The 22,438-nt window shown below is 51.9% G+C and carries 26 protein-coding genes; 11 read left to right on the top strand and 15 right to left on the bottom strand.

Annotated elements, in window-relative coordinates; genetic code table 11:
- Positions 1-69 precede the first annotated feature (69 nt).
- The 5 genes from purB to rluE are packed head-to-tail and all read right to left on the bottom strand — an operon-like array spanning position 70 to position 4,408.
- Entirely contained in the window at positions 70-1,440 is a 1,371-nt protein-coding gene (gene purB / locus F3J30_RS08225) for an adenylosuccinate lyase (protein WP_166716925.1), read from the bottom strand.
- A gap of 19 nt (positions 1,441-1,459) precedes the next feature.
- A complete protein-coding gene (gene hflD / locus F3J30_RS08220) occupies positions 1,460-2,089 on the bottom strand; it encodes a high frequency lysogenization protein HflD (protein ID WP_014069825.1) in 630 nt (209 codons plus the stop codon).
- A gap of 28 nt (positions 2,090-2,117) precedes the next feature.
- The gene (gene mnmA, locus F3J30_RS08215; protein WP_041162214.1) at positions 2,118-3,230 is read right to left on the bottom strand and encodes a tRNA 2-thiouridine(34) synthase MnmA; all 1,113 of its coding nucleotides are present in this window, start codon (positions 3,228-3,230) and stop codon (positions 2,118-2,120) included.
- Between the two features lie 40 nt (positions 3,231-3,270).
- On the bottom strand, positions 3,271-3,744 hold the full coding sequence (locus F3J30_RS08210; RefSeq protein WP_166716924.1) for an NUDIX hydrolase: 474 nt from the start codon (positions 3,742-3,744) through the stop codon (positions 3,271-3,273).
- Between the two features lie 10 nt (positions 3,745-3,754).
- Positions 3,755-4,408, bottom strand: coding sequence for a 23S rRNA pseudouridine(2457) synthase RluE (gene rluE / locus F3J30_RS08205; protein ID WP_166716923.1), 654 nt, complete (start codon positions 4,406-4,408; stop codon positions 3,755-3,757).
- A 117-nt stretch (positions 4,409-4,525) separates the two neighbouring features.
- On the opposite strand from rluE, the gene icd reads away from it, so the two are divergent.
- The 3 genes from icd (at position 4,526) to F3J30_RS08190 (ending at position 7,115) form a co-directional block, all read left to right on the top strand.
- Entirely contained in the window at positions 4,526-5,776 is a 1,251-nt protein-coding gene (gene icd / locus F3J30_RS08200; RefSeq protein ID WP_014069829.1) for an NADP-dependent isocitrate dehydrogenase, read from the top strand.
- A gap of 134 nt (positions 5,777-5,910) precedes the next feature.
- Complete coding sequence (locus F3J30_RS08195; protein ID WP_166717146.1) at positions 5,911-6,156, top strand: YmjA family protein; 246 nt, start codon at positions 5,911-5,913, stop codon at positions 6,154-6,156.
- Positions 6,157-6,416: 260 nt separating this feature from the next.
- Positions 6,417-7,115, top strand: coding sequence for a hypothetical protein (locus F3J30_RS08190; RefSeq protein WP_166716922.1), 699 nt, complete (start codon positions 6,417-6,419; stop codon positions 7,113-7,115).
- On the opposite strand, the gene F3J30_RS08185 is transcribed toward F3J30_RS08190, so the two are convergent.
- Positions 7,092-8,603, bottom strand: a complete 1,512-nt coding sequence (locus F3J30_RS08185; RefSeq protein WP_166716921.1) for a cyclic diguanylate phosphodiesterase — start codon at positions 8,601-8,603, stop codon at positions 7,092-7,094. The genes F3J30_RS08190 and F3J30_RS08185 overlap by 24 nt on opposite strands.
- Before the next feature lie 260 nt (positions 8,604-8,863).
- Here F3J30_RS08185 and F3J30_RS08180 point away from each other — a divergent pair, with 260 nt between their 5' ends.
- Positions 8,864-10,396, top strand: a complete 1,533-nt coding sequence (locus F3J30_RS08180; RefSeq protein WP_166716920.1) for an EAL domain-containing protein — start codon at positions 8,864-8,866, stop codon at positions 10,394-10,396.
- A gap of 35 nt (positions 10,397-10,431) precedes the next feature.
- Here F3J30_RS08180 and yncL read toward each other — a convergent pair whose 3' ends face one another.
- Positions 10,432-10,524, bottom strand: a complete 93-nt coding sequence (gene yncL / locus F3J30_RS08175; RefSeq protein WP_071881227.1) for a stress response membrane protein YncL — start codon at positions 10,522-10,524, stop codon at positions 10,432-10,434.
- A 435-nt stretch (positions 10,525-10,959) separates the two neighbouring features.
- Between yncL and F3J30_RS08170 the strand changes: the two genes are divergently transcribed.
- Positions 10,960-11,208 carry a GlsB/YeaQ/YmgE family stress response membrane protein gene (locus F3J30_RS08170; RefSeq protein ID WP_014069834.1) on the top strand — a complete coding sequence of 83 codons (249 nt, stop codon included), beginning with the start codon at positions 10,960-10,962 and terminating at the stop codon, positions 11,206-11,208.
- A 129-nt stretch (positions 11,209-11,337) separates the two neighbouring features.
- On the opposite strand, the gene F3J30_RS08160 is transcribed toward F3J30_RS08170, so the two are convergent.
- Both F3J30_RS08160 and F3J30_RS08155 read right to left on the bottom strand, forming a co-directional pair.
- Positions 11,338-11,436 (bottom strand): YoaK family small membrane protein, encoded by a 99-nt coding sequence (locus F3J30_RS08160; protein ID WP_014883431.1) that lies wholly within the window; start codon positions 11,434-11,436, stop codon positions 11,338-11,340.
- Positions 11,437-11,481: 45 nt separating this feature from the next.
- Complete coding sequence (locus tag F3J30_RS08155) at positions 11,482-12,510, bottom strand: sensor domain-containing diguanylate cyclase (protein WP_166717145.1); 1,029 nt, start codon at positions 12,508-12,510, stop codon at positions 11,482-11,484.
- Between the two features lie 316 nt (positions 12,511-12,826).
- Between F3J30_RS08155 and F3J30_RS08150 the strand changes: the two genes are divergently transcribed.
- Entirely contained in the window at positions 12,827-13,075 is a 249-nt protein-coding gene (locus F3J30_RS08150; RefSeq protein ID WP_014069836.1) for a DUF333 domain-containing protein, read from the top strand.
- A gap of 73 nt (positions 13,076-13,148) precedes the next feature.
- A complete protein-coding gene (locus F3J30_RS08145) occupies positions 13,149-13,454 on the top strand; it encodes a hypothetical protein (protein ID WP_014069837.1) in 306 nt (101 codons plus the stop codon).
- On the opposite strand, the gene F3J30_RS08140 is transcribed toward F3J30_RS08145, so the two are convergent.
- Positions 13,447-13,800 (bottom strand): DUF488 domain-containing protein, encoded by a 354-nt coding sequence (locus F3J30_RS08140; protein WP_166716919.1) that lies wholly within the window; start codon positions 13,798-13,800, stop codon positions 13,447-13,449. The genes F3J30_RS08145 and F3J30_RS08140 overlap by 8 nt on opposite strands.
- Before the next feature lie 145 nt (positions 13,801-13,945).
- On the opposite strand from F3J30_RS08140, the gene F3J30_RS08135 reads away from it, so the two are divergent.
- Complete coding sequence (locus tag F3J30_RS08135) at positions 13,946-14,653, top strand: CTP synthase (RefSeq protein WP_014069839.1); 708 nt, start codon at positions 13,946-13,948, stop codon at positions 14,651-14,653.
- A gap of 31 nt (positions 14,654-14,684) precedes the next feature.
- Here the strand turns inward: F3J30_RS08135 and F3J30_RS08130 are convergent, their stop codons facing one another.
- On the bottom strand, positions 14,685-15,875 hold the full coding sequence (locus F3J30_RS08130; protein ID WP_166716918.1) for a CynX/NimT family MFS transporter: 1,191 nt from the start codon (positions 15,873-15,875) through the stop codon (positions 14,685-14,687).
- 99 nt (positions 15,876-15,974) lie between these two features.
- Between F3J30_RS08130 and F3J30_RS08125 the strand changes: the two genes are divergently transcribed.
- Entirely contained in the window at positions 15,975-16,766 is a 792-nt protein-coding gene (locus F3J30_RS08125) for a helix-turn-helix transcriptional regulator (protein ID WP_166716917.1), read from the top strand.
- Here the strand turns inward: F3J30_RS08125 and F3J30_RS08120 are convergent.
- Positions 16,750-17,196, bottom strand: a complete 447-nt coding sequence (locus tag F3J30_RS08120) for a DUF441 domain-containing protein (protein WP_014069842.1) — start codon at positions 17,194-17,196, stop codon at positions 16,750-16,752. The two genes, F3J30_RS08125 and F3J30_RS08120, sit on opposite strands and share 17 nt — an antisense overlap.
- A gap of 148 nt (positions 17,197-17,344) precedes the next feature.
- Here F3J30_RS08120 and yoaI point away from each other — a divergent pair, with 148 nt between their 5' ends.
- The gene (gene yoaI / locus F3J30_RS22615; protein WP_088201837.1) at positions 17,345-17,449 is read left to right on the top strand and encodes a small membrane protein YoaI; all 105 of its coding nucleotides are present in this window, start codon (positions 17,345-17,347) and stop codon (positions 17,447-17,449) included.
- Positions 17,450-17,470: 21 nt separating this feature from the next.
- Here yoaI and F3J30_RS08115 read toward each other — a convergent pair whose 3' ends face one another.
- Positions 17,471-17,971, bottom strand: coding sequence for a YbaK/prolyl-tRNA synthetase associated domain-containing protein (locus F3J30_RS08115; protein WP_166716916.1), 501 nt, complete (start codon positions 17,969-17,971; stop codon positions 17,471-17,473).
- A gap of 161 nt (positions 17,972-18,132) precedes the next feature.
- Between F3J30_RS08115 and F3J30_RS08110 the strand changes: the two genes are divergently transcribed.
- Complete coding sequence (locus F3J30_RS08110) at positions 18,133-19,029, top strand: diguanylate cyclase (RefSeq protein WP_166716915.1); 897 nt, start codon at positions 18,133-18,135, stop codon at positions 19,027-19,029.
- Between the two features lie 33 nt (positions 19,030-19,062).
- Here the strand turns inward: F3J30_RS08110 and F3J30_RS08105 are convergent, their stop codons facing one another.
- On the bottom strand, positions 19,063-20,346 hold the full coding sequence (locus F3J30_RS08105) for a YeaH/YhbH family protein (RefSeq protein WP_166716914.1): 1,284 nt from the start codon (positions 20,344-20,346) through the stop codon (positions 19,063-19,065).
- Positions 20,347-20,441: 95 nt separating this feature from the next.
- Entirely contained in the window at positions 20,442-22,376 is a 1,935-nt protein-coding gene (yeaG, locus tag F3J30_RS08100) for a protein kinase YeaG (RefSeq protein WP_014069847.1), read from the bottom strand.
- Positions 22,377-22,438 lie beyond the last annotated feature (62 nt).

Below are 22,438 nucleotides of genomic sequence, written 5' to 3'. Positions count from 1 at the left end.
GGGGATAAACATTTATTAAACCGGGGAAAAGCAACCCTCTTTCCGGGCGGAAAGAGGGTAGAGGGAGGACTACTTCAGTTCATCAACCATAGTGATGGCGCGACCGATGTAATTCGCCGGGGTCATCTCTTTCAGGCGAGTCTTCTCTTCTTCCGGCAGTGCCAGGCTGTCGATAAACTGTTTCATGCCTTCAGCGTCAACGCGCTTACCGCGGGTCAGTTCTTTCAGTTTTTCGTATGGCTTTTCAATGCCGTAACGACGCATAACGGTCTGGATTGGCTCTGCGAGGACTTCCCAGTTGTGATCCAGTTCGTCCAGCAGACGGTCGCGGTTCACTTCCAGTTTGCTCACGCCCTTCAGGGTGGACTGGTAAGCGATCAGCGCATAGCCGATACCCACGCCCAGGTTACGCAGAACGGTGGAGTCGGTCAGGTCACGCTGCCAGCGAGAAACCGGCAGTTTGCTCGCCATATGTTGCAGTACGGCGTTTGCCAGGCCCAGGTTGCCTTCGGAGTTTTCGAAGTCAATTGGGTTCACTTTATGCGGCATGGTGGAAGAGCCGATTTCGCCGGCGATGGTTTTCTGCTTGAAGTGGTTCAGTGCGATGTAACCCCACACGTCACGATCGAAGTCGATCAGAATGGTGTTGAAACGCGCGATGCAATCAAACAGCTCGGCGATGTAGTCGTGCGGCTCAATCTGTGTCGTGTACGGGTTCCACTGAATACCCAGAGAAGTGACGAACTCTTCGCTGAACTGGTGCCAGTCAACTTCAGGGTAAGCGGCGATGTGGGCGTTGTAGTTACCGACCGCACCGTTGATTTTACCCAGAATTTCAACTTGCTCCAGCTGGCGGTACTGGCGCTCCATACGGTACGCCACGTTTGCCATCTCTTTACCCATGGTGGATGGGGTAGCTGGCTGGCCGTGAGTACGGGAAAGCAGCGGAATATCACGATATTCAACGGTCAGGGCTTTTACCGCATCGATGATTTTGCGCCAGTAAGGCAGAACCACGTCTTTGCGCGCGGTAGAGAGCATCAGCGCGTGAGACAGGTTGTTGATATCTTCTGATGTGCAGGCGAAGTGAATGAATTCAGACACCGCGTGCAGAGCAGGCACGGCGGCCACTTTCTCTTTCAGGAAATACTCAACCGCTTTCACGTCATGGTTGGTGGTGCGTTCGATGGTTTTAATGCGCGCGGCATCTTCTTCGTTGAAGTCAGCAACGATTTTATCAAGGTAATCGTTTGCCTGGGCGTCAAAAGCAGGAACTTCCTTGATTGCTGCCTGGGCGGCCAGCTTTTGTAGCCAGCGTACTTCAACCTGTACACGGAACTTCAGCAGACCATATTCGCTGAAGATCCCGCGCAGCGCGCTGACTTTATCGCCGTAGCGTCCGTCGACAGGGGAAACGGCGGTCAGTGAGGATAATTCCATAATTCGCAACTCCGGGAGGTTAACAATGAGCAAGAATTTGTTTTGCCTGAGTTGTCAGGCGATTACGAGAAAACATTAATTGCAGGCGGCCACCGCCGACCTGATGCCACAGAACGGCAGCACGAATACCAGCCAGCAGTGAGGCGCGAACCTTCGCCTGCACTTGTGGACTTTGCAACACGGCAGGGGAGCCGGTGACCTGGATGCGCGGCCCCAGCGGGCTTACCACATCAACATAGATGCCTGCCATGGCGCTCAGCAGGGTTTCAGATTGCAGATCGAAGTGATCGAGCTGACGCTGTAACCCGCCAATGCGGTCGCCGAGGGTATCCAGAGCCCCTTTGGCTGCATTTAATTTCCGTTCCAGTACCATCAGGCTTAACGTGTAACGGGTCAGTTCCGCGTTTAGGCCCTGACGATTGCTGGCGTTAAGAACGCCGAGCAGCGTTTCAAGACCGAGGCGAAGATTGGTTTCACTGCCACCGAAAACACCCAGCGTAGAGCCAGGGTTAAGGTCAATTACGCTGTTCAGTGAAACGTGCAGGGCATCAGCGTCGCAATGACCCTGATGCGCAAGCTGTTGCACCAGACGGGCCGACTGGCAAATTCCCGCCAGCGCCAGGGTGATGTCGTAATAATTCTTCGCCACACGTTCTCCTTTATGTGTGCAATCGCTGTTAAACAGCGGGCAGCGGCAGGCGCTGTTCGATGATCCCACCACCCAGGCAAATTTCACCGCTATAGAAAACGGCAGACTGACCCGGGGTGACGGCAGCAACAGGTTCGTCGAAACGCACTTCGATGCGATCGTCATCCAGTGCGGTAACAGTGCAAGGAATATCGGTCTGACGGTAACGCGTTTTTACAGTGCAACGCAGCGTGCCGGTTACCGGCTCACGATCCACCCAGTGCAGCTGTTGGGCAATAAGGCCAACGGACATCAGGCGCGGGTGATCATGGCCCTGAGCCACGATCAGGATATTGTTTTCGACATCTTTGTCGACGACGTACCACGGATCTTCGCTACCTTCTTTGGTACCGCCGATTCCCAGACCTTTACGCTGGCCGAGGGTGTGGTACATCAGGCCCTGATGCTGGCCAATCTCTTCACCGTCAACGGTGACAATTTTACCCGGCTGGGCAGGCAGATAGCGACCGAGGAACTCACGGAATTTACGCTCGCCGATAAAACAGATGCCGGTGGAATCTTTTTTCTTCGCGGTGATGAGATCAAGCTCTTCGGCAATTTTACGCACTTCTGGTTTTTCCAGCTCGCCGACCGGGAACAGGCTCTGGGCAATCTGCTCGTGGCTGAGTGTATAAAGGAAGTAGCTCTGATCTTTGTTGCCATCCAGGCCACGCAGCAGCTGGCTTTTGCCATTCACATCTGCGCGACGCACGTAGTGCCCGGTCGCAATGTAATCTGCGCCCAGATCTTCTGCGGCGAATTCCAGGAAGGCTTTAAATTTGATCTCTTTGTTGCACAGAATATCCGGGTTTGGGGTACGGCCGGCTTTGTACTCTTCAAGGAAGAGTTCAAATACGTTGTCCCAGTATTCTGCGGCAAAGTTAACGGTATGCAGTTCGATGCCGAGCTTATCGCACACGGCCTGCGCATCGGCGAGATCCGCTGCGGCTGTACAGTATTCCTCGCCATCGTCTTCCTCCCAGTTCTTCATGAACAGGCCCTCCACCTTATAGCCCTGTTGTTGCAACAGGTAGGCGGAAACGGAGGAATCGACACCGCCGGACATGCCGACGATCACTTTTTTCTGGCTGTTATCTGACATGGAATACTCACGACATTGAACTTCAAGGCGGCGTATTCTATCACGCGCCCCCACCATTGACACCCTCTGTAAACGGCCAGTTAAATTCTCCAACGATCTCAAGCGGCAGCCGGTTTCCGTTCTGATAACAACGAATGCTCTCAGCAACCAGCGGTGAACGCAGGTTTGGCGCGTTCAGGATCTCATCGGCAGTGACCCACAGGCAACGATCGATATCGTCATCATGCGGTTCAGTGGCGCACGTTTCGCTAAGCTCAATGGCAAATAAGAAGCGCAGGAACGGCGTGCGATCGGGGGCAATCCACTGATGCAGACGAATGAAATGCTGCGGATCTGCATGAATGCCTGTCTCTTCCCACAGCTCGCGGCGTGCCGCCTCCACCAGCGTTTCGTCCGCTTCAAGATGGCCGGCTGGCTGGTTCCAGAGCGCTTTTCCGTTGATGGTTTCTTCAACGACCAGAAATTTACCCTGGGCGTGCACTACACAGGCAACGGTGACATGAGGTTTAAACATGGTTTCTCCTTTAAGGGGCAACGTCCCGCCATTCGCCGTTCGCGAGAGTGTCCAGAGTGTAGTCGCCCATTGCGTAACGAATAAGGCGCAGGGTCGGGAAACCTACGTGGGCCGTCATGCGACGGACCTGGCGGTTACGTCCCTCATACAGGGTGATTTTCAACCAGCTGGTGGGAATGGCTTTACGTTCACGAATGGGGGGATTGCGCGGCCAGAGCCACTCCGGCTCGCTCACAAGCTCAACACCCGCGGGCAGGGTGGGGCCATCATTTAAGGTTACGCCCGTGCGTAATCTGGCCAGCGTTTCTTCGTCAGGTTCACCTTCAACCTGGACAAAGTAGATTTTACCCGTGCGTTTACCCGGCTGCGTCAGGCGCGCCTGAAGCCCGCCGTCGTTGGTTAACACCAGTAACCCTTCGCTGTCACGGTCCAGACGCCCGGCGGCGTAGACGCCCTGCACGGGGATGTAGTCTTTCAACGTGCTGCGCCCGGCTTCATCGGTAAACTGCGGCAAAACATCGTAGGGTTTATTGAACAGAATCACCCGCTTTGGCTGGGTTTCTTGCTTTCTTCTGGTGTCTTGTCGTGAGCTGAATCGCTCAACCCGGTGATTTCTAAAAGAAGTTTTCTTCATGGTATTTTCAGGCTCTATCAATTGCCGCATTATAGCCTAATAACGAAGACCTTTCATGGCGGCAGACAATCAGGTACTATCGAAAGGCTCATTACAATTTATTAACATAAGATCAGTAACAACCAGAAGCGCTCGAAGGAGAGGTTAATGGAAAGCAAAGTAGTTGTTCCGGCGGAAGGTAAAAAGATCACCCTGCAAAACGGCAAAATTAACGTTCCAAACAACCCGGTAATCCCGTTCATCGAAGGTGACGGTATCGGTGTAGACGTTACTCCTGCAATGCTGAAAGTGGTTGATGCCGCTGTTGAGAAAGCCTACAAAGGCGAGCGTAAAATTTCCTGGATGGAAATTTACACCGGTGAAAAATCTACTCAAGTTTATGGCCAGGACGTTTGGCTGCCAGCAGAAACGCTGGACCTGATCCGCGATTACCGTGTTGCTATCAAAGGCCCACTGACCACCCCAGTCGGTGGCGGTATCCGTTCCCTGAACGTGGCTCTGCGTCAGGAACTGGATCTGTATGTGTGTCTGCGTCCTGTGCGTTACTACCAGGGCACCCCAAGCCCGGTGAAACACCCGGAACTGACCGATATGGTTATCTTCCGTGAAAACTCAGAAGACATCTACGCAGGTATCGAATGGAAAGCTGACTCTGCCGACGCAGAAAAAGTGATCAAATTCCTGCGCGAAGAGATGGGCGTGAAGAAAATCCGCTTCCCTGAACATTGCGGTATCGGCATCAAGCCGTGCTCCGAAGAAGGGACCAAGCGTCTGGTGCGTGCAGCAATCGAATACGCAATCACCAACGACCGTGACTCTGTGACTCTGGTTCACAAAGGCAACATCATGAAGTTCACCGAAGGCGCGTTCAAAGACTGGGGCTACCAGTTGGCGACCGAAGAGTTCGGCGGCGAGCTGATCGACGGCGGCCCATGGCAGAAGATTAAGAACCCGAACACCGGCAAAGAGATCATCATTAAAGATGTGATCGCCGATGCGTTCCTGCAACAGATCCTGCTGCGTCCTGCTGAGTACGACGTGATCGCCTGTATGAACCTGAACGGTGACTACATCTCTGACGCCCTGGCGGCGCAGGTTGGCGGTATCGGTATTGCCCCTGGCGCGAACATTGGTGACGAGTGCGCGCTGTTCGAAGCGACCCACGGTACTGCGCCTAAATATGCAGGCCAGGACAAAGTGAACCCAGGCTCTATCATCCTGTCCGCAGAAATGATGCTGCGTCATATGGAATGGTTCGAAGCCGCAGACCTGATCGTTAAAGGTATGGAAGGCGCGATTAACGCGAAAACCGTAACTTACGATTTCGAACGTCTGATGGAAGGCGCTAAGCTGCTGAAATGTTCAGAGTTTGGCGACGCGATTATCGCGAACATGTAATCCAGATTCTGGGTTAAACAAGAACGGGAGCCGATGGGTTCCCGTTTTTTTTCGTATTGTTTATCTGTAAGGAGCAGGCGTTTACCCTTAAGATGCGCAGTGTAGAACCCGCTAACCGCCAGATGAGAGACAAGATGAACAACGACATCCCCCTGAAATACTACGACATCGTAGATGAGTATTCGACAGAAGCCGCGGAGACGGTGAGCGAGGTGGAGCGTGACTCGCTTGCGAACTATTTCCAGCTGCTGCTGACCCGTTTAATGAACAACGAAGAAATCAGCGAAGAAGCGCAGCAAGAGATGGCCAGAGAAGCTGGCATTAATGCGTTGCGCATTGATGATATCGCCAACTTCCTGAATCAATGGGGTAACGAGTAACGGCGAAAGCGCCGTGCCGTACGCTTAAAACGTTTTGCCCTGATGTTTTGCTATGCAGCTCAGCATAACGCTATCGGACCACAGGCATTTTTTTCGTACAACGTGCGAAGAGGGCTGTTCGACGAACAGGGCGAACATCAGCGTCAGGAAAAACAGTATCAAGGGAACCGCTAAAGATAGTTTCACGTTTTTACCAAATGAGTGATTTTGCCAGGCTAATCTACAGCCTGAATATGACGGCTTTATTGTTGGAATATGAAATGCAAATGCCTGAGTTAGACAACCTCTACAGCGCAACCAACCTGAAAACGCGGGCGATTTGGCGTGAGAGTATCGATCCTGGCAACCCGATACAAGCGTATTATGCACCGCAGAAATTTGCGCTGGCGACCGGTTTTCAGCCGCAGATGTCTGGCCTCATTAAAGCGCTGTTCAGTGAACTCCATTCTTTGACCCGAAACGACAGCCTGGCCGATCTTCAACCGGTGAGTGGTTTTCATTTCACGTTTGTGCCGCTGACGCTGCCGTTATATGAAGAAAATGAACCGTTACCCGCGAAGATAGATCGCCTGATTGGGGCCTGGCCACCTTTTGTGGGGCAAACTATCACTATCCGGGATTTACGACTGGTGGCGCTGCCGGGGCAGTTACTGCTCGCCGGAATACCCGAAAATCCCGCGCCAGCACTTCGCCAGACTTTTTGCGAGCAGATCCTGAATTCCACCTGGAAAGACGAATTGCTGCTGCGTCACGCGAAAACACCGTTACCCGCGCCATTCTGGCATACGACCCTGCTGCGCTATGGAGCGGAACGTTTACCCGAGTCTTTGAGGTCGTTCTTCCTCGAGCGTGAATCACAGCGGTACGGAGAGGTTGCAGGAAAACTCAAACTGGTGCGCATCAATTACAACTGGACGCGCTGTTACCCCGTTGCGCTAGCGGTTGGGGAAGTCGACTGAGCCTGTGAGGATTTTCGCCAGTTCATCTCGGCTGAGTGATTTTGAAAAATACCAGCCCTGGATCAGTGAGTCTCGGTAGCGTTCAGAGATAAACGCATATTGTGTTTCATTCTCCACCCCTTCAAAAACGAGCGTTTTATTCAGTTTTAACAGTGCATCGCAAAAGATAACGAAGATATCTTTTTTATAGCTTTCATTAATGCCATCTACGAGAGATTTGTCTATTTTAATTTCGTCATATTCGAGGTTGGCCAGCCGTGCAATATTCGAGTTTTGTACGCCGAAATCATCGATAGATATTTTAACCCCCACTGATTTCAACTCTTTACAGAAATCAATAAGAATATCGTGGTGGGCAACTGCTTTTTCAGAAAGCTCGATTTTTATCAGCGACAACGGAATGTTGTTGAGCAGGCACTCCCGGCGCAAAATTTTACTGAACATCCCGTCTTCAATTTCGATACGCCCGACGTTCAATGAAATTAATAGCTGATGTTCATTCGCGAGGCTGGATATCTCAGCGAAAGATTTCTTGATGATGTTGGTGTAATAATTATCATAAAGCCCGAACTTCTCAATGAGAGGGATAAAGAGTTCGGGTGATACATCCATAGCGTTACTGTCCTGCCAGCGGGAAAGCACCTCAACGCCGACGATTTTTTTATCACCCGGACGGACGATGGGCTGGTAGTGCACGCCGATGGTATTCGCTTTCACGGCTTTGACCAGCGTCTTTTCCAGCGAGAAACGGTCTTCGTAAAGCCGAAACGAATAGAGCGAAATGGATATCCAGATAAAGTATAAGACGACCGTCAGCAGGATAAATATGGCTATGGATAACGACGCCAGACCCGCATCATGATGCTTTACAATCACACATAAATCCCACCGTGAGCTGCACTGGGTAATCGTCAGGGTAAAGAATCGAGAGGGAAGCCAGCTGCTTTTTTCGATAACCGGATTGACGGTGAAAAATGTTCTGCCGAGGTCTTTGGTGGTTGAGCTTAACGAGTAGCTTGCGGTGACCGGGGTAAATTTATCGTAGGCATAGCGTGAGGTGAATATAATAATATTGTTGTAAATCGCCGCATTACCGGTAAAGAAATCTTTTTGCGAGAACTGCGCCAGGATAAAACCATTGGACGTTTTATGTAATTCAGAAGGAAGGCTAACGGGCGTGGTCAGTTTTCCCCAGAAGGCGGTACAGGCAATTTTACCGTTCTCAATAAAACCAATATCACCGAAGTAGAGACTATCAAGTTTTAACTTTCGGTAATTATCCAGGCTTGCTTTATCACATCCCTGTGTGGTCACGCTTTTTAGTGCGGTTGCTACGCTTTGGGATAAACCTTCGGAGTATTGCAGGAGGGTATTTGAAATCTCAAGCTGCTTGTTTTTCTGTTGCTCCAGAATAATGGCATTCACAGCATAAAAAGAGAGAAGGACCAGAAAAATTGCAATGAGTGAAACCGCAATGATCTTCTTCATTTTTTTCTGCGTCCTTTCTGCCTCCTGATTTTCAGAATCTTAACACAGGCAGTAAAAGGCACAAGCCTGGTAATAACGGTAGGTTACTTTACGGGATGGCGTTTTGTTCCGCGATGGCGCTATCAGTTTTCCTGTTTCCCCGAGGCTCGTGGGTGAGATCTCAGCTATGCTGTATTTATCTTCATAAGCGGCGCTGAGTTAGCCTAACCCTCTAATTCAACATAACTAAATGCTTGTTTTTTCTTTTCTAAGGAAAAATCGTGCGCAACGCTTTTATCCCAATCCTGAGTGCAGTCTTCCTCTTTCTGGTGGGAATGCTGACAATCAACTGGCAGCTGTGGCACATGGCGACGTTAAACTCCGCCGGGGCAGCCAGGTCCAGCACCTTTAAAATCGATGCCATCCTCAATGAAGCGGTGAATGCAGCTGATACTGCACAACGCGTTGCGGCGCAGGGCTGTACCAGCGGTGGGCAACTGGAATTAGGTACAGAGGCAGCGCTTAAACCCCATCTGCGCGCAATTATGATCGAGCAGGGCGGTACTATTATGTGTACCTCTTTGCCGGGTAATGGGGTGTTAATTATTCATCCCGAAACCTTACCGGACGAAAAATTAATGCTGTTGTCCGGGAACCGATTAATTAATGGTGTCCCGGTGCTGGTTTTCCAGCGTCCGATACCTGGTGGGCGGGTCATCATTAGCGTCAGCGATGCTCATTTGCGTGACGTGATCGCAGGGACATCCGAAAACCTGGCGCTGGTGGTGAATAAACAGCAGCTTGCGCGCATAGGTGATGTTAGCCCACTGCCGACGTCGCAACCGTCGACAACGCTTGCGTCATCAGCTCTCTTTCCTTTCAGCATGGCCTGGCAAGCCCCTGCGTTCTTTGATATGACGCGGCTGGTCCAGCAGGGGTGGAGCCTGATGCTGTTGGTCTTTATCCTCTCCGTTGCGGTGGGTATTTTGTGGCGCCGCTATGCAGGTAAAAGCACCACCTTTGAAGAGGACCTGCGCAAAGCCATCATCAGAGGCGACATCGTGCCTTTCTATCAACCGATTATGAATGGCAAGACCGGTGGGCTATACGGTGTTGAGGTGCTGGCCAGGTGGAAACATCCGAAATCAGGCTATATTCCCCCTGACGTGTTTATTCCTATTGCTGAGCGCAGTGGGTTAATCATCCCGCTGACGAAGGGGCTGATGGAAAAAGTGGTCAGCCAGCTAAAACCGTTGCTTCCGAAATTACCGGATGGATTTCATATTGGGGTGAATATTAGCGCCCGGCATATTAATTCCCCGACATTTATCGGGGACTGCAACACCTTTGGCCAGGGGTTCAAGGGGAAAAAGATCAAGCTGGTTCTGGAAGTGACCGAGCGGGAGCCCTTGCTCGACAACCCTGAACTCATCGAAAATCTTAATACGCTGCATAATTCGGGGTTTGTGATTGCTCTGGACGATTTTGGTACCGGTTATTCAGGGCTGTCATGCCTCGATGCGCTGGCCATTGACTATATCAAGATCGATAAAAGTTTTGTCAGCCGGGTATCGGAACAGAAAGATTCAACTATTCTGCTGGACTGCGTGATTGAGATAGCAAAGAAATTGTCGCTCAGCATTGTGGCGGAAGGCGTTGAAACAAAAGAACAGTTAGAGTATCTGAACCGTAATCAAATCAACCTGTTGCAAGGGTACTATTTCGGTAAACCCGTTTCGTATGTTGAGTTCATTAAATTCCTGCTCTCGAAACCTAAAGAGGAGATCAGGGTGTACGAGGAAGAAAAGGTCTGAACGCCGGGCAGGGGAACCGCCCGGGCGTTGGCGGCTCAGAACCACTCAAACCTGGCAGACAGCAACAACAGCAGCGTGCTGGCAGAAACAAGGTTAAGGCAAATCACAAACTTGCTTGATACGTTCATGTTATCAAAGACATTCCTTTGTGCACAGGCCGCTAAGGATAGCGCCAAACTCTGCGGGAATAAACGGTAAATTGCATTGGTTTTGCGCAGGTCAGCCAGAGAAGGGGCGTGCTAAAAGCAAAAAAAAGCCCACTAAAAAGTGGGCAAGAAATACTGGAAGCAATGTGAGCAATGTCGTACTGAATACCTGAGTGTTTTGCTCAACTATTCAGTATTGAGAAAGATAATCTTTCTCAATAAAAGATGCAACCCCGCGTTTATTGTGTGTTTCCAAAAGAGATGTTTTCCCGCGTCTTGTGGCTGACATGTAAAGCATGCTTTACCCAACAAAAAGGCATTTGTGATGCTTATCACAAATTTCCTTTTATGCATCCTGTGCTATCCTTTTCTGTGTCGTTGATTTAATGACAAAAAAACCATACAGAGAGGAAGACTATGGGAATCATATCCTGGATTATCTTTGGGCTGATTGCGGGGATTCTGGCGAAGTGGATTATGCCAGGCAAAGATGGCGGTGGTTTTATTGTAACCGTAGTACTGGGGATAGTGGGTGCGGTCGTTGGGGGCTGGATTAGCACCCTCTTCGGTTTTGGTAAAGTTGATGGTTTCAACTTTGGCAGCTTTGCCGTTGCGGTGATTGGCGCGCTGGTTGTTCTGTTTATCTACAGAAAAATCAAAAGCTAAACCTGACAAGCGTTAAAAAAGGCTGCCCGATGGCGGCCTTTTTACTGGGCAGCATTACCACCAGCCAAAGTGGGTTCCGGCAACGGCCACGATGGCAATGATCAACATAATGATGGTTGTTTTTCTCATTTACGCCCCCGGGGCGGCATAACCGCCAACGAAAAACCATGCTAAAAAAACCACTGCCGTTATAAAAATAACGACCGGAAAGAGTATTCCAATTCTCATACCATCACCTGTCTCGGTTTACATAACGCCGTAGAGTGTACGGGGTTAATCCAGAGTGAGAAAGCGTGTTTTGCTCTTTCCTTTTTTATCCTGATACATCTCAACGTCTGCGGCGCGTAATGCGCTGTCGGCGTCCGTGCTGCTGGGGTCAACTTCCACCACGCCAAGACTGGCTCCAGGATAGACAATATGGACGTTTCCAAGCCAGTATTCCCCAGCTATCCGGGCGCTGATACGGGTTTTGAGCACGTTTATCTGCGTGTCGTCACTTTTGTTTTCACCTTTACTCAGGCAGGCAACCAGAAACTCATCACCACCCAGTCGGCCGATGATTTCGTCCTGAGTCTGTTCCTGAGTCAGCCTTTTACCCACCTCAACTAAAAATTGATCGCCCGTTTCATGCCCGTAATGGTCATTAATCAATTTAAAGTTGTCCAGGTCGATAAAGGCGATAATGGCAGTGCGATTAAGGTGGCGCGCCAGTGAAAACAGGGTAGTGAGGTTTTCAAAAATAGCACGACGGTTAGGTAAGCCGGTGAGGGCGTCCGTATATGAGTGTGCGATCAGGGCCGCATTGGCTTCGCGCAACTGAGCAACCAGGGACTCTTTCTGGATGTACTGGGAAATCAACCCGGCAAACAGTCTCAACACCTGCTCGCCGCGCTCGCTGAGTTGTTTTTTCTCGGTACTGGTTGCACACAGTGTGCCGTAAAGCGAACCGTCAGCCAGATGGATGGGAATACTCATGTAAGTGGTGATACCGAGTGCTTTTGCGGCATCACAGTCAGCCCAGCGTTCAGCCACCTCGTTACTGAAAATCGTATCGCTATCAATCGCGCGCTTGCACAGCGTGTCACCCCAGGGAACGCTCAGCCCCTCTGGGATCTGCATCTGCTTGCTATTACGGGCATACAAAATATGCTGCAATCGCGCGCTGATATCGACCTTCGTCAGATAGGTCGACTCCATTTCGGTCACAATCTCCAGCATCTCCAGTAACTGACGTACCAGACTTTCCAGGGATTGTTCCGTCGCGAGAGTTTCTGAAACATGGGCAAGGATAATATCCGACATGACGTAGGTAGACTCCCATGCAGAAGACGTCTGCATCTGCATGTTATGCTGAAATTTTCGGCTCCAGCCATAGTAAAACATGAATATACAAAATTTAATATATTTCTGGTTGAGGCGGGGGGCGGGAAAAAGGGCAAAAAAAAGCCCCGTTGTTGAGACCGGGGCAAAGACATCTTGATTACGGAATGATGTTCTCTGGTCATATCGAGAACCAGCACACTATAAAGTTGAAAAGTGCAGGTTTAATGGAGAAATCATGGAGAAAATAGCGCCAGTTGATTAGGCTAAGGTTTCGTAAATAAAAAAAGGATAAAGAATGAGATATCTGTTACTTGCGCTGATGCTGCCGCTTGCGGCCTGTTCAACAGCAACGCCACCAGACGCCCCAAAACCACCGCAAGTGGGGATGGCTAATCCTGCCTCGGTTTACTGCCTGCAAAAAGGGGGCGTTCAGGTTCCGGTGCAAAGCCCGCAAGGGGTACGCACGGAGTGCAAATTACCGGGCGGCGAAGTGATTGATGAATGGGATCTGTATCGTCGCGACCACCCGCAACCTGCCAGGTGACAGCAGTATAAGGACTGCGATACACTTCTCTTTAGGATTATTCTTACCTAACAATACTCACTGCGAGAGAAGTATGTTTCAGTTAAAACCGGGCAGCCTGGCCATGATTATTGGCGCGCGTACCACTGCTGGTCGTCGTAATATCGGTAAATCTGTTGAGCTGTTTGGTCTGTGCCAGCCGGGTTTACGTTTTGTGAACCCGGTAAACGGCGTAATGACCCAACTGCCGGCGACAGCCGACCGTGCGCTTTGGCTGGTGACGGGTGATGTCTACGCCTTCGACAATCAGCATGGTTTTGCGTTTGTGCGCCCCGAACACCTGATGCCACTTCAGCCTGACGAAGCGCCGCAAACCCACAACGAGCTGGCGATCAGCTGATTTTAAGATGGCGCAGCCAGTCGGCTAACACCAGCGCGTGATTCTGCTGCGTATTTTTAGCGCCATACAGCAGCGTGACGGTCTGTTTTTTTGCCCGTTCGGCCAGGCGGAGCCCTTCATCCTGATGCTGCGCCAGCTCTTCCCGATACGCCTGACTGAAGGCGTCAAAATCAATTACTTCACTGTGAAACGCTTTGCGCAGCTCGTTCGACGGCGTGAGCGTTTTACACCATTCATCGCAGGCGAGGTCTGTTTTTTTGATCCCGCGCGGCCATAATCTGTCTACCAGAACCCGATAACCGTCCTCTGAGCTCGCCTCGGCGTATACACGTTTGCATTGAATCATCGTCTCTCTCCATGATGTGTCGGCCTACACACTATAGCACTACGGTTTTTACCAACTAATTTTAAGGTATTGTGATTATTGCAAAAGATCGGTAGTCTGAGGTTCCTTATGTTATCTGATAATACTCTGGCATAAGGAACCTTTCATGGAACTCTCCCCGGTTAAAACCACGCTGCGTATTGCCCTGGTTGGCGATTACAATCCCGACGTGATTGCGCATCAGGCGATCCCGCTGGCAATTGATGACGCTGCCGCTGTACTTGAACTCACCGCCGATTATGACTGGCTTGCCACAACGGAATTAACCAGCCCGGAAGACCTGGTGGGTTACGATGCCATCTGGCTGGTTCCTGCAAGCCCGTATAAAAATGCCGAAGCCGCTTTTATTGCCGCGCGTTATGCACGTGAAAACAGCGTGCCATTCCTTGGGACATGCGGTGGGTTCCAGCACGCGCTGATTGAGTATGCCCGCAACGTGCTGGGCTGGGATGACGCCGGACATGCGGAAACCGATACCGAAGGGACGATGGTGATTGCACCATTAACCTGTTCGCTGGTGGAAAAAACCGACGCCATCGAACTGCGCAACAATACGCTTATCGCAAAAGCCTACGGCAAACCTGAGATTGAGGAAGGGTATCACTGCAACTACGGCGTCTCGCCAGAATTCGCCCAGGAGCTTGAAAGTGGCGATATGCGCGTCACGGGCTGGGACGAGCAGGGCGAGATCCGCGCGGCAGAGCTGGTCACGCATCCGTTCTTTGTGATCACGCTGTTCCAGCACGAACGCGCGGCACTGGACGGCCGTCCTGTGGTGCTGGCGCAGGCCATGCTGCGCGCAGCGCGTGGGTAAAGAAAGGCAGACCTCCCGGTCTGCCCTGTGCTTAGCGGGGTGTGATTTCCCGATCGCGCCCGGCAAGCACGCCGCATCCGGCCATCACGATGGAAGCTAGTGCACAGGCCATCAACGGAATTCGCCAGTCGCCCGCCGAATCGTGAATTTTCCCCATCAGAGGTGGGCCGCACGCTGCCAGCAGATAACCAATCGACTGTGCCATCCCCGACAATGCCGCTGCCTGGTGCGCCGAGCTGGCGCGCAGGCCGATAAACGTCAGGCCGAGGATCATCGTGGCGCCTGAGCCAAAGCCAAACACCACTGTCCAGACGAGGGCGAGTCCGGGGGCAAACCAGAAACCTGCCCCGCTGACAGCGCACATCAACGCTACGCATCCTGCGATCCCTCGCTGATCTTTCAGACGATGAAGGATCAGCGGCACGGCCAGCCCAGGTACTGCGGTGGCAAGTTGTAACACGCCATGCATGGAGCCTGCCTGCGTTTCGCTGTAGCCGTGGCTTTGCAAAATGGCCGGTAGCCAGCCGATGATGACGTAATAAATCAGTGAGTTGATGCCAAGGAATAAGGTCACCTGCCAGGCGAGGGCAGAGCGCCAGATGGCGCGGTTATGCAGCGCCCCGGCACCGGTCACTGTGGCAACAGGAGTGCGTCTCCACTGCGGCAGCCAGAGCAGCAAGGCCACCAGCGGGAAGGCGATCAGCATGAGTAACGCCCCGTGCCATCCTGCCTCTCCCAGTGACAGCGGAACAATCAGCGCAGAACCAAGCGCTGCTGATGCGCCCATGGTCAGCGAGTAAGCGCCGGTTAACCTGGCGACCTGGCCTGGGAAATCACGTTTGATAAGCCCGGGCAGCAACACGTTTCCAAGCGCAATACCGCAACCAATAATCGCGGTGCCGGTAAACAGCAGGGCAGCGGAAGGCAAAGAGCGAATGCCAATACCGGCACAAATCAGCAGCAGAGAGACAAAAAGGCTTCGCTCCATGCCAATACGCCGGGCAAGACCCGCAGCCAGCGGGGAGATTAACGCAAACGCCAGCAGCGGAAGCGTGGTGAGCAGGCCGGTTTGCGCGGTGCTCAGACCGTAATCATGGCGAATAGTGTCAAGCAAGGGGGCCGCGCCGGTAAAGGTCACGCGCAGCGTAGTGGCAATCATCAGGATGCCTGCGATCAGCAGTGCTCCCTGTTTCCCTGAAGGTCGAATATCAGCAGTCGTCATTATTTTCTCTAGCGTTGAGGCGAGGGCACACGATACCGATTTTTTTGCGTGTTGAAATCAAGCTAAAATGACAGTTTATCGCTAATATCGGACAACTTTATGATCGGCCTGGGACTTGATGGTTACGACCCCGACAGCCAGCATGATGCTGCGGTGGCGTTTCGAATTCGTGTTGTCGCAGAAGAGCAACACATACCGCAACACCAGCATCGCAAAGGGCAGTTGATACTGGCGTTAGGCGGCGCAATTACGTGTGAAGTTGAAAGCGCCATGCTGATGGTGCCACCGCAGTATGCAGTGTGGATCCCGGGTCAGGTTCCCCACAGCAATAAAGCCACGCCAAGCGCCCAGCTCTGTTTTTTGTTTATCGAACCCGGAGCGGTCAGCCTGCCGGACCGCTGCTGTACGCTCAAGATATCGCCGCTGGTGCGGGAGCTTATCCTGACGCTTGCTTCACGAACCCGGGAAGAACTTCAGTTACCGGCCACGTCACGGCTGGTTGATGTGCTGTTTGACGAACTGCAGCAACAGCCGCAGGAACACCTGCAACTGCCAGTATCACTGCATCCTAAAATCCGCTTTATGAGTGAACGAATGGCCGAGGAGCCCGCCGAGTGGCAGACCCTGGCGCAATGGGCGCACCACTTTGCGATGAGCGAACGCAACCTGGCGCGGCTGGTGGTAAAAGAAACCGGGCTGAGCTTTCGGCGCTGGCGGCATCAGTTGCAGCTCATTGTGGCGCTACAGCTGCTTATTAGCGGGCGATCCGTGCAGCAGGTGGCGCAGTCACTTGGCTATGACTCCACCACCGCGTTTATTACGATGTTCAGAAAAGGGTTAGGGCAAACCCCTGCCCGATATGTGGCGGGGCTTTCTAGGACTTCCCAATAAAGAGTGACACCAGGCCTGCGGCAATCAGCGGGCCAACCGGCACGCCGCGGAACAGAGCCACGCCCAGGACGGTTCCCACCAGAAGCCCGGCGACCAGCGATGGCTGGGAACTCATCAGCGTTACCCCGCGCCCGCCAAGCCAGGAGACAAAAATACCGACGGCAATGGCAACCAGCGATTTCCAGTTCACAAACGAATGCAGCAGCGTCGATGCCGGGAGCGTGCCGCTGGCAATCGGCGCCATCACCCCAATCGTCAGAATGATAATCCCGACCGTCAGGCCTTGTTTTTCAATCCAGGGGAAAAAGGTATTTAGCGGGGTGACGCGCACGATAATAAGCACCAGTATTGAGACGGCAACCGTGGTGTTATGGCTAATAAAGCCCAGTGCAGCGAGCCCCATAAGAATTAACAGGGTAGGGTCAAACATGTGTCATCCTTGCCAAAAAAAGTAAGCCTGCTTACTTTACGCGTAAAAATTCCGGCAAACAGCTTTTATAAAAAGATCTTATCGCTGTCATGTGACTGTCATTTGCGGAGGATAAAAAAGAACCAGTCACAGCAAAAGGGTATACATGATGAACGATCAAATGTTTGTCGAAACGCTGATTATCTCGTCTTCGTTTTTTACCATTGCAATCATTCTGGTGGCGTCCGTTATTTTTCTGGAAAAACATGGCTGACTGATTAGCCAGCCGCAGTCGTTATATTTTCCGAAAAGCAACCAGCTCAGGCCGGGCGATACGCAGGTAATCCTGGGTATCCATAATTACGGATTTCTCCAGTAAACCCGCGTTGAAGGCGATTTCGTCAAAACGCTCGAACAGCAGCGGGTCGGCGACCAGCGTCAGATCCGGGTGGAAGCTAAAAGGCGGTATAGCACCAAAGACGCAGGCTGTGAGGTTATCCACTTCCGCCGGGCTGGCCAGAGATGCTTTAAGCCCACCAAAATGGCTGGCAAGCTGGCTGAGGTCGGCTTGTTGATCGGCGGCAAGGATCGCCAGCACGTGCTTTTTAACGCCATTTCCCTTCACTTTACAGACCAGCGCTTTTGCGCCCTGCCCAAGATCGGTGCCGCGGATCTCGCTTACTGCTTCGCATTTTCCCACCGCGTCATGTTCCACCACGCGAAACTGCACCTGTTGCTGGGTTAATAATGCGATAAGTTGCTGGTGGGTATCAGTACCTTTTACTTCATCCGACATCGCGTTTTACCTGTTTTATGCCAATCGCAGAGTTGTACATTAACACAGATTTTTTCGCCGGTGCGTACCTCAGAATTGGCGGTTATATACGCAGAGTGACAAAAGTTGAAATTCAGTTTGTTATTATCAAGCTCCGGTATTATCACAGGAGTGGTGAAGTAATGAACAGGAAATACAAGGAGATAGACGCAATTGTACGGGGGCTGAATCGTGCGACCGATGCCCACTTCAAATGGCTGGTGAAGGTGCTACGTTTTGTGGCCAGCCGAGATGTTGAACTGCCAGAAATCACCTGCGGTGAGGCACATAATCACTGCGAATTCGGAGGCTGGCTGAATGAACAGCTCGCAGCGGAAGGTGTGGACAGAAATTACCTTCTCGATATTAATAAAAAACATATCGCGGTGCATCAGGCCTGCCGTCAGCTTATTACGGATCTGGAATGTGCGTCGCAGCGGCAGCGTCATTTCGACCGGTTTGAAACCGCGCTACTGGAATTCACCGATTCACTGACACGGTATAAAGTACATTTACTGCAATTGCGAACCAGCTACGATGCGCTGACAGGGCTGCCTCTGCGCCGTATTCTGGACGAGTCTTTCGACAGCATGAATGCCCAGTACAGTGAAAATGGGTTATATCTCCTGCTGCTCGATGTCGATCATTTTAAAAAGATTAACGATACCTATGGCCACTTAGTGGGTGACATGGTATTGCGAACGCTGGCAATTAATCTGGAAGACCATATTCGTCGCGATGAGTCCGTTTATCGCTATGGGGGCGAAGAGTTTATTATCCTGCTTCAGGCCGGGAGCGATCGCGCAGCGACCGTCGCGGCAGAACGGCTTCGCCGGGCGATTGCCGCAGTAGAAACCGTGTCGGGTGAACACCGTATTCGCATTACATTCTCGGCGGGGTTAACGCGAGTCCACCGGGATGAACCGCTACGGGAAGTGCTGGAGCGGGCGGATATGGCTCTGTATAAAGGCAAAAATAGCGGCCGAAACTGCACCATCTTGATTAACCGGCGGCTGGATTGTCTTAATGTGAGCGCATAAAGAAAACAGCCAGCGATGTCGCTGGCTGTTGGATTACGCGTTGCTGGTAGTGGATTGTTTGTGGAACAGCTCCCTGAACACCGGGTAGATATCATCCTGATCGCGGATGTGCTGCATGGCAAAGTTGTCAAACATCGACTGTAAGTGTTCATATTCACGCCACAGTGTCTGGTGGGCGCGCCGGGTAATTTCGATATAGCTGTAGTACCGCACCACGGGCAGAATTTTCTTCGCCAGAATTTCATGACACAGCGGTGAGTCATCTGCCCAGTTATCGCCATCGGACGCCTGCGCTGCATAGATGTTCCACTGCGCCGGGTCATAGCGTTCTTTCACGACTTCATCCATCAGTTTCAGGGCGCTTGATACGATAGTGCCCCCGGTTTCCTGCGAGTAGAAGAACTCGTGCTCGTCCACCTCTTTTGCCTGCGTATGGTGGCGAATATAAACCACTTCCACGTTCTTATAGGTTCTGCTCAGGAACAGATAGAGCAGGATATAAAAGCGTTTGGCCATATCCTTCGTGGCCTGATCCATTGAGCCTGAAACGTCCATCAGACAGAACATCACCGCCTGGCTGGACGGCTCTGGGCGCTTCTCGTAGTTCTTGTAACGCAGGTCAAAGGTGTCGATAAACGGCACCCGGTCGATCTTCGCACGTAACTCGGCAATCTCTTTACGCAGGCGTTCCTCTTCAAGAAGTTGCGCGGGCTCGGTGTTCTCAACCACTTTCAGGCTGGTTTCCAGTTCGCGCAGTTCACGACGTTTCCCTGCCGTCATCGCCGTACGTCGCGCCAGTGAGTTCTGCAATGAACGCACGACGCTGATATTGGCAGGCACACCGTTGGCGGTGTAGCCCGCACGGTGGGTTTTGTACTCGTTCAATTGACGATGCTGGTTCTTTTTCAGATTCGGCAGAGCCAAATCTTCAAAGAGCAGATCGAGATACTCATCTTTCGAAATCTGGAAAACAAATTCATCCTGACCTTCACCGTCCTGGCTGGCCTGTCCCTGACCGCTTCCCGAACCACCGCCGCCACCTTGCGGGCGTTCGATTCTGTCATTCTGAACGAAGTGGTCATTACCTGGATGGACACGATGGCGCAGGCCGCCGCGTCCCTGATGGAACATCGGTTCGCTAATGTCATCCGTCGGGATAGAAACGGATTCACCGCTATCGACGTCAGTCACCGAACGCTTGTTGATGGCTTCGGAGATCGACTGTTTAATTTGCGCTTTATAACGGCGCAAGAACCGCTGGCGATTCACCGTGCTCTTGTTTTTGCCGTTAAGACGCCGGTCAATAAACCAGGTCATATACCCCCCGTACTGCATTTGCCAACTTGCAGTGTCCTGAAATGCCGGACATTTTTTGTAGGCCCGGTAGGCGCAGGCGCTACCGGGCACTTGTGTTAAGACGATTTGCGTACGCGCAGATACCATTCGCACAGCAGGCGAACCTGTTTGCGGGTATAGCCTTTCTCCATCATACGGTCGACAAAGTCGTCGTGTTTTTTCTGCTCATCGGTTGAGGTTTTGGCGTTAAACGAAATGACCGGCAACAGCTCTTCGGTATTAGAGAACATTTTCTTCTCGATAACCGTGCGCAGTTTTTCATAGCTGGTCCAGTTCGGATTCCGCCCGCTGTTGTGCGCTCTTGCACGCAGCACGAAGTTGACTATCTCATTACGGAAATCTTTCGGATTGCTGATCCCCGCTGGCTTCTCAATTTTTTCCAGTTCAGCGTTCAGGGATTCACGGTCAAACAGCTGGCCGGTATCCGGGTCGCGATACTCCTGATCCTGGATCCAGAAGTCGGCATAGGTCACATAGCGGTCGAAAATGTTCTGACCGTATTCCGAGTAAGATTCCAGATAAGCTGTCTGGATCTCTTTGCCAATGAACTCGGCATATTTCGGGATCAGGTAGCCTTTAAGGAACTCAAGGTAACGTTCGGCTTGCTCTTGCGGGAACTGTTCACGTTCAATTTGCTGCTCCAGCACATAGAACAGATGAACCGGGTTCGCAGCCACTTCCGCATGGTCGAAGTTAAACACGCGGGAGAGGATCTTAAACGCGAAACGCGTGGACAGACCGTTCATCCCTTCGTCGACCCCGGCGTAGTCCCGGTATTCCTGGTAGGACTTCGCTTTTGGATCGGTGTCTTTCAGGCTTTCGCCATCATAGACACGCATTTTCGAGTAAATGCTGGAGTTTTCCGGTTCTTTCAGGCGCGAGAGGATAGAGAAGCGCGACAGCGTTTCCAGCGTCCCCGGGGCGCAAGGTGCATGAACCAGCTCACTGTGGTTGAGCAGTTTTTCATAAATTTTGATCTCTTCAGAGATCCGCAGGCAATAAGGCACTTTGACGATGTACACACGGTCAAGGAACGCCTCATTGTTTTTGTTATTACGGAAAGTGACCCATTCGGATTCGTTCGAGTGAGCCAGGATAATCCCGTTGAACGGCAGGGCGGAAATACCTTCCGTCCCGTTGTAGTTCCCTTCCTGGGTGGCGGTCAGCAGGGGATGCAGCACTTTAATCGGTGCTTTAAACATCTCGACGAATTCCATAATCCCCTGGTTTGAACGGCACAGTGCGCCCGAGTAGCCGTAGGCATCCGGGTCGTTTTGCGCGTAGTTTTCCAGTTTACGGATATCGACTTTACCGACCAGAGCAGAGATGTCCTGGTTGTTCTCATCACCCGGTTCCGTTTTGGCGATGGCAATCTGTTCCAGAATAGAAGGCCACACCTTCACGACGCGGAATTTGGTGATATCGCCACCAAACTCGTGGAGACGTTTCGCTGCCCACGGCGACATGATGGTGCCGAGATAGCGGTGCGGGATGCCAAACTCTTTATCCAGAATCTGCGCATCTTCCTGCGGGTTGAACAGGCACAGCGGATGGTCGTTAACCGGGCTGCGTTCACCGTTGGCGCTCAGCACATAAATAGGCACGCGCTGCATCAGCGCTTTAAGACGTTCGGCCAGCGACGATTTACCGCCACCCACAGGGCCTAATAAATAGAGGATCTGTTTCTTCTCTTCCAGACCCTGAGCGGCATGTTTCAGATAGGAGACGATTTGTTCAATGGCATCTTCCATACCATAGAACTCTTCAAACGCCGGATATCGGGCGACCACCCGATTCGAAAAGAGACGGGAAAGCCGTGGCTCCAGGGCAGTATCAACCATGTTTGGCTCACCAATAGCCATCAATAGCCGTTCTGCCGCATTGGCATAGGCACTGCGATCTTGCCGACAGATGGTAAGAAACTCCTGCAGTGTGAACTCTTCGTCCTTGGCAGCTTCATAGCGCTGGCGATAGTGATCGAATATATTCATGGCATGCCGTCCTTTCGTTTTTTAGCACAGGATAAGAGCCGTTCGTATGAGTAGTGGAGGCT

It is taken from the genome of Enterobacter sp. Tr-810, assembly GCF_011752765.1.
In the GTDB taxonomy this organism is placed as follows: domain Bacteria; phylum Pseudomonadota; class Gammaproteobacteria; order Enterobacterales; family Enterobacteriaceae; genus Enterobacter; species Enterobacter soli.
Note: the sequence above shows the minus strand (reverse complement) of the source record. Positions and strands in the feature narration are given on the sequence as shown.

Coding starts and splice junctions, on each gene's coding strand:
- F3J30_RS08185 (WP_166716921.1), bottom strand. CDS start 8,603: ATGAAGAAGATCATTGCGGTTTCACTCATTGCAATTTTTCTGGTCCTT.
- F3J30_RS08170 (WP_014069834.1), top strand. CDS start 10,960: ATGGGAATCATATCCTGGATTATCTTTGGGCTGATTGCGGGGATTCTG.
- F3J30_RS08110 (WP_166716915.1), top strand. CDS start 18,133: ATGAACAGGAAATACAAGGAGATAGACGCAATTGTACGGGGGCTGAAT.
- F3J30_RS08210 (WP_166716924.1), bottom strand. CDS start 3,744: ATGTTTAAACCTCATGTCACCGTTGCCTGTGTAGTGCACGCCCAGGGT.
- purB (WP_166716925.1), bottom strand. CDS start 1,440: ATGGAATTATCCTCACTGACCGCCGTTTCCCCTGTCGACGGACGCTAC.
- F3J30_RS08150 (WP_014069836.1), top strand. CDS start 12,827: ATGAGATATCTGTTACTTGCGCTGATGCTGCCGCTTGCGGCCTGTTCA.
- icd (WP_014069829.1), top strand. CDS start 4,526: ATGGAAAGCAAAGTAGTTGTTCCGGCGGAAGGTAAAAAGATCACCCTG.
- F3J30_RS08160 (WP_014883431.1), bottom strand. CDS start 11,436: ATGAGAATTGGAATACTCTTTCCGGTCGTTATTTTTATAACGGCAGTG.
- yncL (WP_071881227.1), bottom strand. CDS start 10,524: ATGAACGTATCAAGCAAGTTTGTGATTTGCCTTAACCTTGTTTCTGCC.
- F3J30_RS08105 (WP_166716914.1), bottom strand. CDS start 20,346: ATGACCTGGTTTATTGACCGGCGTCTTAACGGCAAAAACAAGAGCACG.
- yoaI (WP_088201837.1), top strand. CDS start 17,345: ATGAACGATCAAATGTTTGTCGAAACGCTGATTATCTCGTCTTCGTTT.
- mnmA (WP_041162214.1), bottom strand. CDS start 3,230: ATGTCAGATAACAGCCAGAAAAAAGTGATCGTCGGCATGTCCGGCGGT.
- F3J30_RS08195 (WP_166717146.1), top strand. CDS start 5,911: ATGAACAACGACATCCCCCTGAAATACTACGACATCGTAGATGAGTAT.
- F3J30_RS08120 (WP_014069842.1), bottom strand. CDS start 17,196: ATGTTTGACCCTACCCTGTTAATTCTTATGGGGCTCGCTGCACTGGGC.
- F3J30_RS08145 (WP_014069837.1), top strand. CDS start 13,149: ATGTTTCAGTTAAAACCGGGCAGCCTGGCCATGATTATTGGCGCGCGT.
- F3J30_RS08190 (WP_166716922.1), top strand. CDS start 6,417: ATGCAAATGCCTGAGTTAGACAACCTCTACAGCGCAACCAACCTGAAA.
- F3J30_RS08125 (WP_166716917.1), top strand. CDS start 15,975: ATGATCGGCCTGGGACTTGATGGTTACGACCCCGACAGCCAGCATGAT.
- rluE (WP_166716923.1), bottom strand. CDS start 4,408: ATGCGGCAATTGATAGAGCCTGAAAATACCATGAAGAAAACTTCTTTT.
- F3J30_RS08115 (WP_166716916.1), bottom strand. CDS start 17,971: ATGTCGGATGAAGTAAAAGGTACTGATACCCACCAGCAACTTATCGCA.
- F3J30_RS08130 (WP_166716918.1), bottom strand. CDS start 15,875: ATGACGACTGCTGATATTCGACCTTCAGGGAAACAGGGAGCACTGCTG.
- F3J30_RS08155 (WP_166717145.1), bottom strand. CDS start 12,510: ATGTCGGATATTATCCTTGCCCATGTTTCAGAAACTCTCGCGACGGAA.
- F3J30_RS08135 (WP_014069839.1), top strand. CDS start 13,946: ATGGAACTCTCCCCGGTTAAAACCACGCTGCGTATTGCCCTGGTTGGC.
- F3J30_RS08140 (WP_166716919.1), bottom strand. CDS start 13,800: ATGATTCAATGCAAACGTGTATACGCCGAGGCGAGCTCAGAGGACGGT.
- yeaG (WP_014069847.1), bottom strand. CDS start 22,376: ATGAATATATTCGATCACTATCGCCAGCGCTATGAAGCTGCCAAGGAC.